This window comes from Pseudoalteromonas sp. Z1A8 (assembly GCF_011378855.1).
In the GTDB taxonomy this organism is placed as follows: Bacteria; Pseudomonadota; Gammaproteobacteria; order Enterobacterales; family Alteromonadaceae; genus Pseudoalteromonas.
The window spans coordinates 1-14,668 of record NZ_WTLB01000070.1; the positions used below are offsets into that span (position 1 = coordinate 1).

11 protein-coding genes and 2 pseudogenes are annotated in these 14,668 nt (G+C 40.6%); 8 read left to right on the top strand and 5 right to left on the bottom strand.

Features of this window, described 5'->3' with window-relative positions; translation table 11 throughout:
- From GQR55_RS18235 to GQR55_RS18250, 4 genes are all read left to right on the top strand, one after another.
- Positions 1-105: cold shock domain-containing protein (locus tag GQR55_RS18235; protein ID WP_166421736.1), on the top strand; the 105-nt coding region annotated here is incomplete at its 5' end.
- A gap of 231 nt (positions 106-336) precedes the next feature.
- Positions 337-585 (top strand): DUF3297 family protein, encoded by a 249-nt coding sequence (locus GQR55_RS18240; protein WP_002963088.1) that lies wholly within the window; start codon positions 337-339, stop codon positions 583-585.
- 178 nt (positions 586-763) lie between these two features.
- Entirely contained in the window at positions 764-1,669 is a 906-nt protein-coding gene (locus GQR55_RS18245; protein ID WP_166421737.1) for a homocysteine S-methyltransferase family protein, read from the top strand.
- Positions 1,656-3,197: a BCCT family transporter gene (locus GQR55_RS18250; RefSeq protein ID WP_166421738.1), complete on the top strand. Its 1,542-nt coding sequence runs from the start codon at positions 1,656-1,658 to the stop codon at positions 3,195-3,197. The genes GQR55_RS18245 and GQR55_RS18250 overlap by 14 nt, the downstream gene beginning before the upstream one ends.
- A gap of 206 nt (positions 3,198-3,403) precedes the next feature.
- Here the strand turns inward: GQR55_RS18250 and GQR55_RS18255 are convergent, their stop codons facing one another.
- Positions 3,404-3,820 carry a MerC domain-containing protein gene (locus tag GQR55_RS18255; RefSeq protein ID WP_166421739.1) on the bottom strand — a complete coding sequence of 139 codons (417 nt, stop codon included), beginning with the start codon at positions 3,818-3,820 and terminating at the stop codon, positions 3,404-3,406.
- Positions 3,821-3,960: 140 nt separating this feature from the next.
- Between GQR55_RS18255 and GQR55_RS20100 the strand changes: the two are divergent.
- The 3 genes and pseudogenes from GQR55_RS20100 to GQR55_RS18265 all read left to right on the top strand — a co-directional run.
- Positions 3,961-4,347, top strand: a pseudogene (locus GQR55_RS20100) (carboxypeptidase-like regulatory domain-containing protein); the annotation flags it as partial.
- Positions 4,345-4,965 (top strand): annotated as a pseudogene (locus GQR55_RS20105) (5-methyltetrahydrofolate--homocysteine methyltransferase); the annotation flags it as partial. The pseudogenes GQR55_RS20100 and GQR55_RS20105, both read left to right, overlap by 3 nt.
- A 155-nt stretch (positions 4,966-5,120) precedes the next feature.
- The gene (locus GQR55_RS18265; RefSeq protein ID WP_166421741.1) at positions 5,121-8,342 is read left to right on the top strand and encodes a S41 family peptidase; all 3,222 of its coding nucleotides are present in this window, start codon (positions 5,121-5,123) and stop codon (positions 8,340-8,342) included.
- A 100-nt stretch (positions 8,343-8,442) separates the two neighbouring features.
- Here the strand turns inward: GQR55_RS18265 and GQR55_RS18270 are convergent, their stop codons facing one another.
- From GQR55_RS18270 to GQR55_RS18285, 4 genes are all read right to left on the bottom strand, one after another.
- On the bottom strand, positions 8,443-9,744 hold the full coding sequence (locus GQR55_RS18270) for a DEAD/DEAH box helicase (RefSeq protein ID WP_166421742.1): 1,302 nt from the start codon (positions 9,742-9,744) through the stop codon (positions 8,443-8,445).
- A gap of 141 nt (positions 9,745-9,885) precedes the next feature.
- On the bottom strand, positions 9,886-11,085 hold the full coding sequence (locus GQR55_RS18275) for an alpha/beta hydrolase-fold protein (protein WP_166421743.1): 1,200 nt from the start codon (positions 11,083-11,085) through the stop codon (positions 9,886-9,888).
- Positions 11,086-11,195: 110 nt separating this feature from the next.
- A complete protein-coding gene (glmS, locus tag GQR55_RS18280) occupies positions 11,196-13,016 on the bottom strand; it encodes a glutamine--fructose-6-phosphate transaminase (isomerizing) (protein WP_166421744.1) in 1,821 nt (606 codons plus the stop codon).
- A 40-nt stretch (positions 13,017-13,056) separates the two neighbouring features.
- A complete protein-coding gene (locus GQR55_RS18285; protein WP_166421745.1) occupies positions 13,057-13,821 on the bottom strand; it encodes a DeoR family transcriptional regulator in 765 nt (254 codons plus the stop codon).
- A 159-nt stretch (positions 13,822-13,980) separates the two neighbouring features.
- On the opposite strand from GQR55_RS18285, the gene GQR55_RS18290 reads away from it, so the two are divergent.
- Complete coding sequence (locus tag GQR55_RS18290) at positions 13,981-14,508, top strand: sugar O-acetyltransferase (RefSeq protein ID WP_166421746.1); 528 nt, start codon at positions 13,981-13,983, stop codon at positions 14,506-14,508.
- Positions 14,509-14,668 lie beyond the last annotated feature (160 nt).

The window sequence follows — 14,668 nt, forward strand, 5'->3', positions numbered from 1 at the left end:
ATCTCTGGCGACGGTTTCAAAACTTTAGCTGAAGGCCAACGTGTACAGTTTACTGTTACTCAAGGTCAAAAAGGCCCACAAGCTGAGAACATTGTTAGCATCTAATTGCTAAACAATTTAGTGGGTTAGAGATAACCCATTAATATATTTACCTTTATAATTATTTAGTCGAATATCTTCAAAACCCCTTCTGTAAATATTTTCCCAGCACAATCTCATTTGTATACACAACTCATTAATTAGTACATTTTTAAACACATTTACTACTATCTCTCTTGAGCGAAAGCGTTGTATTGCCTACAATAGCGCATACTTCATTCAATATAGAATATGACCATGAACGACACTACCGCAAAACCTGCTTTACCAGATCGCCTTTCTATTAACCCACGCAGCCCACATCATGTGGAAGAAGTTTTTGAACACGATATTGGTATCACGTTCAACGGCAAAGAGCGTTTTGATGTTGAAGAATACTGCATCAGCGAAGGTTGGATAAAGTTTGCATCTCCAAAAGGGCTTGATCGTCGCGGACAACCGCTTTTACTTACAAGAAAAGGCACTGTTGAAGCCTTTTATAAGTAAGCTAATCATACTTACTAAAAAGCGACTACCTAATGAGGTGTCGCTTTTTTTGTGCGTTTTTATAGCGTATTTAATAGGTTGAACTTTTTTCATGCTCAACCTGATGAAGTTTCATTATGATTTTTTAAAAAATATGTTTGAATAGCGCCATATCATTTAGACATATAGAAGTCCATAAGTGAAAAAGGTAACAATTTTAGATGGCGGCATGGGACGCGAACTTAAGCGTATTGGCGCTCCGTTCTCACAGCCACTTTGGAGTGCGCAAGCACTTATAGAAGCTCCTCATTTTGTAGCACAAGCTCACCAAGGTTTTATAGATGCCGGCGCCGAAATAATTACGGTTAATAGCTACGCCTGTGTGCCATTTCACTTAGGTGAAGAACGTTACCAAAACCAAGGCGCGTTACTCGCAGAGCAAGCTGCTCTTATTGCTAAAAAAGCGGCAAAAAATGCTAAACAAAACGTATTAGTTGCAGGGTCATTACCACCTGCATTTGGTTCGTACCGCCCTGATTTATTTGAAAGTAGACGTGCTTTTACTATTTTAAATACCTTATACAACGCACAAGATCCCCATGTAGACCTTTGGCTTTGCGAAACAATATCGAGCATTGAAGAAGCGCACGTTATGTCAAGCGTACTTAAATGCTCAAATAAGCCATGTTATTACGCATTTACGTTAAATGATGAAGTAACTGAGCAGGCAACACTTCGCTCTGGTGAATATGTAAGTGACGCTATAGCAGCATTGCTTGAGCAACAAAACATTGCAGGTGTTTTCTTTAATTGCTCTATACCTGAGGTTATTGAGCAAGCACTACGTGACACTAATAACGTATTAACTAGGCAAAATAAAAAAGTAGCGTTAGGTGCATTTGCTAACAGCTTTACTCCTATTTCAAGTTCTCACAAAGCAAATGAAGCAGTCCAAGGCTACCGTGATTTATCTCCTGGTGAGTATCTTGAGTTTGCAAAACAGTGGCATAGCCTTGGCGCTAATATTATTGGTGGTTGCTGCGGAATTAATCCAAGCCATATCGAAGCACTAGTGCAATGGAGAAACGCCATTGAAAAACCTTAACTTTGAGCTGGCTATTCCTGCAATTACATTAGTAATTACCTTATTAGTTATCTCAACTTTATATCCTGAGCAATCACAATTATTAGCAAGCAGCGCCATGCATTTTGTAACTAGCTGGTTTGGTTGGTTAGTAGAACTTGTGAGCTTAGCTTTAGTTGGTTTTTTATTTTGGTTAGCTTTTTCAAAGTACGGATCTATTCGATTAGGTGAAGAAAAAAAAGAGCACTCTAACTTTTCGTACGGCGGCATGATTTTTACTGCAGGTGTAGGCGCTTCTCTTATATATTGGGGAATTGGCGAGCCGATGTATTATTTGCAATCGCCGCCACTTTTTGCCGAACCAAATAGCTACGCAGCAGCAGCTTGGTCTGTTACCTATTCTATTTTTCATTGGGGCGTGACTGGCTGGGCCATTTACTGCTTTCCGGCAATTCCGTTTGCGTACGCATTTTACGTACAAAAAAAGCGTACCTTAAGACTCTCAACCCTGTGTGAACCCGTAGTAGGCAATAACCCTATTATTGCTAAAACAATCGATTTACTTGCAATTTTTGGCACACTTGCAGCCTTTGCAAGCTCGCTATCACTTACCGTATCGCTACTAAGTACAGGCGCTTCTGCGCTGTTGGGAATTAAAAATAGCTTATTACTCCAAGGCAGTATTATTTTATTGTTTGTTTTAATGCTTGTTGCCGTAATGTTTGTTGGCTTTAAAAAAGGTATTAGCAAAGTATCTGACTATACGGTGATAGCTGCAATATGCTTTGCCTTATTTGTATTACTTGTGGCTGACTCGCAGTTTATTTTAAATAACTTTACCGATTCAATAGGTGTCATGCTCGATAACTTTTTTAGAATGTCACTTTGGACCGACCCAGTTCAACAAAGCGGCTTTGCGCAATCGTGGACTCAATACTACTGGTTTTGGTATTACGCTTACTTAATTATGATGGGGCTTTTTATTACCCGTATTTCACGTGGGCGTACTATTAAAGAAGTTATTTTATACACTATTTCGATGGGTTCGCTCGGCTGTGCATTTTTTATATCAATTTTTGGGGGCTATGCCGTGTGGGCGCAGTTAGTTGGTGGCTTACCTGTTCAACAATGGATGAGCGAAGGCGGCTTAACGTTTGCAGTAGTGTCACTTATTCAAACTCTACCATTGGGTAATATTGGCTTAGTGTTATTTTTAGTTATTCAGTTTTTCTTAATGCTAACGACTATGTCGAGCGCAAGTGTTGCCACGGCTATGTTAACAACTAATAAGCTGGAGCTAAATGGCGACCCCGATCATAAAGTTAAGCTTCTATGGGCTGGTGCAATTGCACTCATTAGTTTTAGCGTATTTTTATGCGGTGGTGGAATAGATACCATTAAATCACTTTGCGTTGTAGCAGGCCTACCAATGATGTTTATTTACATGATTTTAGTAAAACAATTAATGATGCAACTAAGGGGTGTAAATCAAATAGAAGCACTTGAGTCGCACAAAAGTGTAAACGCAGAAACCATTAATGCGAATTAGATTACACGTTAAAGCCTCATATTCTGAGGCTTTATTTGCTATTACTAAACACCCTGCAGTAGAGAATGTAGTAGCATAATGCCACTGCTGATAACTTTCTACAGCATAAAAAATCTTGCGCTTTAAGGTTGAGTCATTGTAGTTTTTAATATAAATCAGTATTAATTTAGCCGATGAGAGCGATACCACCAGCAATAATACAAGCACTAAACCATTTGATCAGATTCACTACCTGAACATGGGCAGTTTTCATCTTCTTTTTTAAGACATTGCCGATAGTTGAACCAATGCGCTACAGCTATAAAAGCTGAGCCAGTTAATGTTAGCGCTTTTTCTGCGGCTTCATTTCCTACAAAAATAGCTGATAACATTAAGCACAAACCCATAATCCCAAGTACCATGTAATTAAATTGCTTATGTTTTTTACAACCTAAGCTTAACGCAAGTAAGCTCGTAGGTAATACCGCTGCTAATATCCATACGTGAAACTGCTCATTATCTAGCTGCAGTGCTGCCAAACTCGGTAACAGCACTAAAATAATTGGCGTTGCAAAACAATGCACTGTACACATTAACGAAAGCCCTATTGCTAGGCGATCCATTACACTTTGACTCGATTTCATTATTTCCTCTATTAATCAGTATCTTCAAACAAAAGCTTTACTTTTAAACAAGCATTTAAATAACAATCGTTAATTGCACTTGATACATTATAACATTTAAAGCGTAATTGATATAGTATAACATTTCAAGGAAGGCAAAAATGAAACGTAAATCGCAGTTAGCTATTTTAATAGCGGCTTTATTACCTGCAAGTGTGCTTGCACAGTCCATAGTGGGTACTGTTTTAAATACAAAAGGGAGCGCTGTAAGTAATGCAGTAGTAGAACTTGAAGGCTCAGATATAAAGGTAACTACCGATGAAAACGGCCGATTTGTAATAGCTGAGCTAAATAATGGTCTGAAAGAGCTTCATATTGTTGCGCCAGGTTACGCTCACCTTCATCGTGATGTATCCGTTAATGCTGATGAAAATCAGACGGTGTCTTTTACTCTAGAGCGCTCACCAATAGAAGTTATTGATATTGAAGCAACGCCAATTCATATGTCGGCAATGGAGTCAGCTTCGCCAGTCAGCGTTTTATCGGGCGCAGCACAAAACCACGACTATGTTGTATTTGGTTGTGGTGATGGTGTGCTAATAGCTCATCAACAAGATGATGTATACGAAGCACAAAAAGTGGCAAATATAGAAGCTGTAGGCACTGAACGCATTGGTACTTTATATGGCCACGAAAATAGCGACACCATTTTTGGTATTGCAGCTGCACATGATGGCAGTGGCTCAGTATTACTGAGTATTCATCCTGAAAATGCCGAAATGGAAGAAGTAGAATTGCTACTAGCCGATGGCGCAAGTGCTGTATCTTATTCTTTCTCAGCCAGTGGTGAACACTTTTTAGTTCTCGACAGCTTAGGCTTTTTAAATGTACTTACGGGGCATGATCATGACGGCGAAATGCACTGGGAACTTGCAGGCCAAGTTGATATTACCGAACAAGATGTATCAACCATGCCTGAGGGTATGAGCTTTAGCATGACAGTGGCTCAAAATGGTGAGTTTGCTTATGTTGCCGACCCAATTGCTCAACACATAGTACAAGTACACCTAGAAGACTTAGAGGTTGAAGGTGAACTAGAGTTAACTTTTGCTCCTAGCGCTATTACTTGGCTTGGTATTGCAGAGGAAGACGATCACGACCATTAATTTAAAACCCAACATAATATAAACGTTCTTAAAGGTTGGCATTTAATGCCAACCTTTTTTATTCACATTTTGTAACAGACCTTTTATCGCAAGTGCATCGCTATTTATAACCTTATTGTTATGATGTAACCGCTTTTAATATAGGATGTAATCCCATGAAAAAACTAACAACATTGGCTCTTGCCTTGGCTGCGATTATCGCACCGAGCGTATCAGCCTATGAAACTAAAGACACTCGCTTACTACGCTTTCCAGATATTCATAACCAAAACGTGACCTTTGTTTACAGTGGTGATATTTATATTGCTAATACGCAAACAGGGCAAAGCAAACGTTTAACCGACCATATTGGTTTTGAAACATTCCCTAAATTTTCTCCTGACGGTAAGCGCATTGCATTTTCAGCCGAATATAACGGCAGCCGCCAAATTTATGTGATCAACAGCGATGGTTCTGGCCTAAAGCAACTTACCTACTATAACGATGTTGGCCCTATGCCACCGCGTGGTGGTTTTGATTACCGTGTTTTAGATTGGACAGCCGATGGCAAAAATGTAGTGTTTCGCGCTAACCGCACCCCGTGGGGGAAACGTATGGGCCGCCCTTATATGGTCCCTGCAGACGGCGGACTTGAGCAGCCTTTAGCTATTCCAGAAACCGGCGGCGGTATGCTTTCACCAGATGGTAGCAAGTATGTGTATACACCAATCGATCGCGAATTTCGTACATGGAAACGTACTCGCGGTGGTCGCGCACAAGACGTATGGATTTACGATTTAGAAAATAACACCTCAGAGCAACTTACAACTAACCGAGCAACCGATCATCAACCTACATGGGTTGGCGATAATATTTATTTTGTGTCTGACCGCGATTACACATTAAACCTTTACCAGTACCGCAAAGGTAGTGAACCTAAAAAACTTACAAACTATAAAAACTTTGACGTGCTTTGGCCATCAGCGGGCCCAAATGCGGTTGTGTACGAAAACGGTGGTTATTTATATCGCTTTGACGCAAAAACAGAAAAAAGCACCAAGCTAAGCATTAATATTGCTGGCGTTCGTCAATACGCCATGCCGTACAGTAAAAATGTAAGCGACTTTATTGAATCTATGTCGATTTCTCACGATGGCAAACGTGCGCTGTTTACAGCACGTGGCGAACTCTTTAGCGTGCCCGTAAAACAAGGACCAACACGCAATCTTTCATATACCCAAAAAGGAAGAGAAATTGACGCAAGCTGGTCACCTAACGGTCGTTATATTGCATACATGAGCGATGAAACCGGCGAGTACGAAATTTATCTCAAAGATCGCAGTAAAAACAATGCCATTAAGCAATTAACAAGCAATGCTACAATTTGGCGTTTTACCCCTATTTGGTCGCCAGACAGTTCTAAATTACTGTTTGCAGACAAAAACCATACGCTGTGGTGGTTAGATGCAAAATCGGGTAAACAACATAAAATTGATACCGCTATCTACGATGAAGAAGGGATACGCCAGTACACTTGGTCACCAAATAGCGAAGATATTATTTACGTTAAAAATAACGAAAATCGCTACGCCTCGTTATGGCATTACAATATCGACAAGAAAAAAATAACGCGTTTAACCGACGAAATGACCAATGAGCAAAATCCAACTTTCTCGCCAGATGGACAATACCTGTACTTTAGCTCAGAGCGCGACTTTAACCTTGCCTTTAGCAGCTATGAATTTGACTACATGTTTAACCGCGCGACCCGTATTTATGCGGCTGCGGTAAACGATAGCATTAAGCCACTTATTGCATTACAAAGTGACGAAACCACTATTGTAAAAGATAAAGATGACGAAAAAGAAGACGACAAAAAAGTTAAAAACGCACTGCAAAGCAGTGACTTTATGCAGCGTGTTACCGCACTTAATGCCCCTGCGGGCGATTACCGTGGCTTAACCGCAGTAAAAGACGGCGTACTTACTCTTGCCAATGGTGGTTTACAACTTATTGGTACCGAGCACGATAGTGAGCTAGAAACAGTCGCTAAAGGCGTAAGCAATTACACTATTTCAAGTAATGGCGAACATATACTGGTTCATGCTGGTAACAATTACAGCTTAATTGAACCGAAGCCAAAGCAAGACCTAGACGCCAACAAGCTAGATTTAAGCAAAATGACGTTGAAAATTAATCCACAAATAGAATGGCAGCAAATGTATGTAGAAGGCTGGCGCACACTGCGCGACTGGTTCTACGACGAAAACCATCATGGGCAAGATTGGGATGCTATTTTAGCTAAATACCAGCCTATGGCTGATGCTATCGCACATCGTAGCGACCTAGATTACATTCTTAGCGAAATTGCGGGCGAAATTAATTCCGGTCATATTTACGTTCAATCTGGCGATATGCCAAAAGCAGAACGTAAAAACCATGGCTTACTGGGTGCAACTCTCGCTAGCGATCCATCTGGTTATGTAAAAATTGAACAGATCTTCCAAGGTGAAAACTGGCATGATGATTTTCGCTCGCCACTGGGAACTACAGGCGTTAAAGCCCAAAACGGCGATTACATAATTGCTGTTAATGGACGCTCTGTAAAAGACGTTGCTAACTTTTACGAACTACTTGAGAACACTCAAGGTGAGCAAGTTGAGTTAATGCTTAACAATAAACCACGCAGTAAAGGGGCATGGCAAGTAACTGTAAAACCAGTGGCAAGTGAACAAGGACTGCGTTACCTAGAGTGGGTTAACTCACGTGCAGCTTACGTTGATAAACTTTCGAATGGTCGAATTGGTTACGTGCATTTACCAAATACGGCATACGAGGGTAACCGCGCCATGTTTAAAAATTACATGCCGCAAACGACAAAAGACGCCATGATTATTGATGACCGTTACAATGGTGGTGGTTTTATTCCTGAACACATGATCACGTTGTTAGCGCGAAAACCTTTAAATTATTGGAAGCGCCGTGGTGTAGAACCAACAAAAACACCACAGTTTGCTCACGATGGTCCAAAAGCAATGCTGATTAACGGCTATTCAAGCTCAGGTGGGGATGCTATTCCGTACTACTTCCGCCAAGCAGGTTTAGGTAAACTCATTGGCACGCGTACTTGGGGAGGGTTAATTGGTATTTCTGGCAACCCAAGTCTGGTAGATGGTGGGCAAGTGATCGCAGCGACCTTCCGTGTATTAGACAATCAAGGTAACTGGATAATCGAAAACGAAGGTGTTACACCCGACATTAAAGTAATAGACCGTCCAGAGTTAGTCTATAAAGGGCAAGACCCTTCAATAGAACGCGCCGTAGAAGAGCTGCTAGATGAGCTTAAAGCTAATCCAAAACAACCTTTAACAGTGCCACCTGCTCCAACTGACTTTTAATTTGCCGCATAGCAAAATAAACTAGAGCCAACAAAAAACCCTGCATATTTTGCAGGGTTTTTTAATGGCTTGAATTTAATGACTCATATAGTGTTAAAGCTTATTTTTTTCTCCAACCACTCCATACATCATCTATATCATCGGCTTTATTTTTTTTCTTTTTCTTGCCTGTGCCTTCTGGTTTTGCCATTGGCTTTTCATTTTTAAGTGCCTGTGCAGCATCCAGATTAGCTTGGTTAACGGCAAAGCCAGCTACTTCCTCACGTTCAAGGCGTAGCTTATTCTTCTTCTCGATTACTTTAAAGTGATGCAAGTCTTCATAGTCAACCAATGAAAGTGCTAAGCCTACTTCACCAGCACGACCACTTCGGCCAATACGGTGCATATAATCAGACGGGCTGCGTGGTAGATTAAAGTTTATTACCACTGGCAGTTTTTCAATATCTAAACCACGTGCAGCAATATCGGTTGCAATAAGCACTTCAATTTCGCCCGCTTTAAATTTTTCGATTACGCGAGTACGCTCACTTTGACCTTTATCGCCATGGAATACTTGTGCGTTAACACCGCGTTTTTCAAGTTTACTGGCTAAGTGTTCACAGTCTTTTTTTGCGTTTACAAAAATCAGCGCTTGGCGCCATTTATGCGTTTTAATTAAATGCGCTAAAACAGTGGTTTTTTCACCTTTGTTTACGGTAAAAACACGTTGTACTAAGGTGCTTTCGTCTTTGCTTTGAACTTGTATTTCAACAGGGTCATTTAATAGATCTTGTGTTAATAGCTTAACTTGCTCTGGAAAAGTTGCTGAAAACAACATAGTTTGTTTTTTAGCAGGCATTAACGCTAATAGCTCAGCAAGCTCTTCGGTAAAGCCAAGGCTTAGCATGCGGTCGGCTTCATCAAGCACAAGCGTATTTAGTTTATCAAGCTTAATAGCATTGCTTGAGATTAAATCAAGCAAACGCCCGGGTGTTGCCACTATAATATCAGCGCCACCACGAAGAGCCTGCATTTGTGTATTAACCGACACGCCACCAAACACAGCAACCGTTTTAATTACGCCATTAAAGTTAGCAGAATACGATTTAACGCTATCGGCTACTTGCGTTGCAAGCTCACGAGTAGGTACTAAAATAAGCCCTGTTACAAAATTGCCTTTGCTTGCTGCGCTTTTACTACCTTGTTCAACAAACATTTTTTGTAGCATTGGCAGCGCAAACGTTGCTGTTTTACCTGAGCCAGTATTTGCCCCTGCAATTAAGTCACTCCCCGCAAGCACACTAGGTATAGCCTTAGCTTGAATTGGCGTAGGCTGGATATATTCCAAATCGGTTAAACGAGCTAATAGCTCTGGAATAAGGCCAAGTTCGGTAAATGTGCTAGGGCTTGTTGCTGAGGTCATGAATATTACGGGCTCATTGCTAAAAAAGTAGCCTGTAATTTTAGCGTATTTAGCGATTATTAAGTAGGGATTAGTGATTTAAATAAAATTTAGCTACAACTAATAAAAAAGACGCTTGCGCGTCGTTTTTATTAGTTGTAGCTAAAAAACCAAGTTACGCTTATCAAACTCTACCTGCAATCTAGCTTTTGTTTCTTTTAAGTAATTTATGTAAGGATATGAGTCGTCAGCAATCGCTAAAGCAGATTCCATATATTCAAGCGCTTGACGGGTATCGCCTTGCATTTCATAGCCATAAGATAGAGCAGAAAGCGCATCGACTGATTTTGGATAGTTTTTTATATTGTATTTAAACACTTCAATAGCACGGTTAAATTGCTTGCTGCCCGTTAGGTTATAACCTAGTGATCTAACAGCGCGATCTGGTGGCGATATTTGCTCGCCCCATTGCTGAGATAAGTTTTGGTAATAAGCATCAATAGAGGCTACATCGTCAGTTAAAGCGTTCATTGGCATTTGTTTAGGTGAAAATAAGTTGTGATAGGCATTAAATACCCCAGCTACGGAAGTCAGGTTATGCGACACACCATCAAACGCATCACTAAAAAAACGTAACCCTCGCACTTTATGCGATTGCAGTGATTGCTGTAGTTCATCGTACCTTTCACGCATTATGCCGGCTTCTTCGCCAATATTGATGTAAACGTAGCTGTTAAGCTCTTTCTTTTTAGCTATAAACGATTTTGTATTTTTTACCGATGCGCCATAGTTCCACCAAACGGCAGGGCTGTAAGCAATATGCGCTTGGAAAAGGTCAGGGTTAGCTTGCATAGTATAAAGTGCAAATACGCCTGCTGCTGAGCCCCCAGCAATTACATTGAAGCTATGCGTACGATAACTTTTATTAATCAAGGGCATAAGTTCTTGCTCAATAAATGCTAAAAACTTTGCTGCACCACCGCCTTCACCGACAGGCCCTTGTGGCTCTTTATTCACTGTAGGATAGAAATCTCTGAGTCGATTAGTGCTTTCAATAGCGACAATAATAACCTCGGGCGCACGATTATCATTTTGTAAGCGCTCGATAACAGCACTGGCAAGCGGTATATTACCCGCGCCATCTAAGCGATATATAACAGGATATACCTTGTTTGACTCAGCTTGATAGCTTTTAGGCAACTGTACTGTAACTGTGCGTTCTTCGTTTAAAACAGCCGATTTAAATATATGTGTGTACTGAGAGTAATCAGCGGTTTGTTGTTTAGTGCTAGATTGTGCAAAGGCACTTTGTGAACTAAAAGCAAAAAAGCTAACAAAACAAATTACGGTTAATAAACGCATGACTAATCCCTTAGAGAATAATAAGTTACTTAAGCTAACAGACTTTCAGGCACAAAAAAAGCGCCTTAAGCGCTTTTTTAACATCAATCAAAACCTATAACCTATTGATTTTACTCAACAGTAACAGATTTAGCCAAGTTACGAGGTTGATCAACGTCAGTGCCTTTAATTACGGCTACGTAGTACGACAATAACTGTAATGGCAGTGTGTAAACAATTGGCGCAATAATATCGTCAGTATGGTTTACGTTGATTACACGCATTGTGTCGTCTGACTCAAAGTGTGAATCTTTATCTGCGAATACATAAATAATGCCGCCACGTGCGCGTACTTCTTCTACGTTTGATTTAAGTTTTTCTAGCAATTCGTTATTTGGTGCTACAACAATAATTGGCATGTCGGCATCTATAAGCGCTAGTGGGCCATGTTTTAGCTCGCCAGCGGCGTAGGCTTCTGCATGAATGTACGAAATCTCTTTAAGCTTAAGCGCGCCTTCCATTGCAATTGGGTATTGTGAACCACGACCTAAAAATAATGAATGGTGTTTATCAGCAAACTCTTCTGCAAGGTCTGCAATACCATCAGCGAGTAATAATGTTTCTTCTAACTTAGCTGGAAGTACTTTAATCGCATTTACAATTGCGCTTTGATCAAGGCCTTTTTCTTGCGCTATAGACGCAGTAAGCATTAACAAACCAACTAATTGCGTTGTGAATGCTTTAGTAGAGGCAACGCCTATTTCAGCGCCTGCTTTAGTCATAAAGGCAAGGTCTGATTCGCGTACAAGCGATGAACCAGGTACGTTACAAATAGTCATTGAGGCCATGTAACCTTGCTCTTTAGCTAGGCGTAATGCAGCTAACGTATCAGCTGTTTCACCCGATTGAGAAATAGTAACTAGTAAGCTATTTTCATGAACAAACGACTGACGGTATCTAAATTCAGAAGCTATTTCTACATTACAGCTAACACCCGCAAACTGCTCAAGCCAGTAACGTGCAACCATACCTGAATGGTAAGACGTACCACAGGCAATAATTTGCACATGTTTTACATCTTTAAATATTTGCTGAGCGCTGTCGCCAAAGGCATCAATTGCTACGCGGTCGTCGTTTAAACGTCCTTCAAGGGTATTACGTACGGCAAGTGGCTGCTCGTAAATTTCTTTTAGCATGTAGTGACGGTAATCGCCTTTACCTGATGCATCTTGCGTAATGTTTGATTCAATCACTTCACGCTCAACTGCGTTACCGTCTGCATCAAAAATTTCTACTGTGTCACGTGTAATACGTGCTACGTCGCCTTCTTCTAAAAAGATGAAGCTGCGAGTAACAGGTAATAATGCTAATTGATCAGACGCAATAAAGTTTTCGCCAAGGCCTAAACCTATAACAAGAGGGCTACCTGAGCGCGCTACAATAATTTCGTTGTCGTTATCTTTATCAAATACAACGGTACCAAATGCGCCTTCAAACTGTTTAACAGCTGCTTGTACTGATGCAAGTAACGTTGTGTGTTGCTTACGAAGTTGGTGAATTAAATGCACCATTACTTCTGTATCAGTGTCTGATAAAAATTTGTAACCATCAGCTTTTAATGCTGCACGAAGCGTAGCGTGGTTTTCAATAATACCGTTGTGCACAAGTGCTAGCTGGTTGTTTGATACATGTGGGTGAGCATTTGCTTCTGTAACGCTACCATGTGTTGCCCAGCGTGTGTGTGCAATGCCTGTATGACCACTAACGCCGGCTTTTTCTAGCGCTGCTTCTACGTTAACTACTTTACCTACTGCTTTAACAGTATTAAGTGTGTTGCCATCAAGCAAGGCTACGCCTGCTGAGTCATAACCACGGTATTCAAGACGCTTAAGGCCTTCAACTAAAATTTTGTTTACTGGACGTTCTGCAACTGCCCCAACTATTCCACACATAGTGTCTCCATTAATTGTTTAAATACTTGCTACTCAGTAGCTATTGTATAATCTCTGCGCAAATTAGTTTTACACCACACGCCTCAATCGCTTTGCGTTTATCGTCTGCTAAGCCATTGTCGGTTATTAATGTGGTTACTATTTTCCACGGTAATTCTAAATTTGGTATTTTTCGGCCAATCTTGTCAGATTCAACCATTACTATTACTTCACGTGCCGCTTTTGCCATAACCTGGCTTAAGCCTACTAACTCATTAAAGGTTGTAGTGCCACGCTTTACGTCTATACCGTCAGCACCAATGAAAAGCTGATCAAAGTCGTAAGAACATAATACATTTTCGGCAACTTGCCCCTGAAATGACTCAGAATGTGGATCCCACGTTCCGCCGGTCATTAAAAGTGTCGGCTCGTTCTCAAGTGCTAATAAACGACTAGCGACTTTAATCGCATTGGTCATAACAACGAGCCCACGTTTATTGGCAAGTTCAGGGATCATCGCTGCTGTAGTGCGTCCGCTATCAATAATAATGCGGTTATGATCGTTTATAAGTGAGGCTGCCGCTTTTGCTATTGCTACTTTGCGCTTTGAATCTACTTCATCGCTAACAATTTCTTTGGGTAGTGCAATAGCACCACCGTAGCGGCGAAGTAATAAGCCACTTTTTTCAAGCGAGGTTAAATCTTTTCGAATGGTTACTTCTGATGTTTGAAACTGTTCAGCTAGCTTTTCAACAACTACTTCACCTAGTTCATTAACCTGAACCAGTATATTGTGACGACGCTGTTGTGTGTTTCGTTTAGTCATAAAGATCGTGAATTAAGTTTCGTTTCGAAAGTTATGCGATTTTAAACGAAACAACCTAAATGGCAAGTGAACGAGCAAAAAAAACACAGTTTTATTCTAATAATAATAAAACTAAAAATACGGTAAGCTATAAACAATTAAGTTATAAAGATAAATACAATGCAGTCATTTAACAGTATCAGTAAAGAATACTTAGCACAGCGAAAGCAAGCTGGTGAAACTTGCCGTTTATTTAATAAGAGCCCAAGCAAAGGGAACTTAAAACGTATCAAGGAGTTATTTTTAAACTCGGGTGATGGTGTAATTATAGAATCAGGCTTTCATTGCGATTACGGTAATCAAATAGTTATTGGTGATCGTACTTTTATAAATATTAATTGCACACTTCTCGACTCACCATTAGGCAATTACTCAATTACTATCGGTGATGACTGCTTAATAGGACCGAACGTTCAGCTACTTGCTGTGTCACATGCTACTAATCCAGCAGAGAGGCTTAATAAGGAAAACTTTGCAGCACCAATCGCGTTAGGCAATAACGTATGGATTGGCGCGGGTGTAGTTATTTTAGCGGGTGTAAGTATTGGTGAAAATAGTATTGTGGGTGCGGGATCTGTTGTAACTAAAAATGTAATGCCTAATACCGTAGTAGCCGGTAACCCAGCTCGCCAAATAAGAACACTATAGTTATTATCGATGTAATTTTAACGTCGGGGGTCGCTACGCTTGCCCGACCTACGTGATGGGTGTTGAGTGAGCATGCATTAATTACGCACATTTCACTTTTCTGCAGACGTAAAAAAGCCCGAATCGTTAGATTCGGGCTCTCTACAATTTGAAGCCTGGT

What these genes read in the sequence shown, in the direction of transcription:
- GQR55_RS18240 (WP_002963088.1), top strand. Translation starts at nt 337, where the DNA reads ATGAACGACACTACCGCAAAACCTGCTTTACCAGATCGCCTTTCTATT.
- GQR55_RS18255 (WP_166421739.1), bottom strand. Translation starts at nt 3,820, where the DNA reads ATGAAATCGAGTCAAAGTGTAATGGATCGCCTAGCAATAGGGCTTTCG.
- GQR55_RS18265 (WP_166421741.1), top strand. Translation starts at nt 5,121, where the DNA reads ATGAAAAAACTAACAACATTGGCTCTTGCCTTGGCTGCGATTATCGCA.
- GQR55_RS18270 (WP_166421742.1), bottom strand. Translation starts at nt 9,744, where the DNA reads ATGACCTCAGCAACAAGCCCTAGCACATTTACCGAACTTGGCCTTATT.
- GQR55_RS18275 (WP_166421743.1), bottom strand. Translation starts at nt 11,085, where the DNA reads ATGCGTTTATTAACCGTAATTTGTTTTGTTAGCTTTTTTGCTTTTAGT.
- glmS (WP_166421744.1), bottom strand. Translation starts at nt 13,016, where the DNA reads ATGTGTGGAATAGTTGGGGCAGTTGCAGAACGTCCAGTAAACAAAATT.
- GQR55_RS18285 (WP_166421745.1), bottom strand. Translation starts at nt 13,821, where the DNA reads ATGACTAAACGAAACACACAACAGCGTCGTCACAATATACTGGTTCAG.
- GQR55_RS18290 (WP_166421746.1), top strand. Translation starts at nt 13,981, where the DNA reads ATGCAGTCATTTAACAGTATCAGTAAAGAATACTTAGCACAGCGAAAG.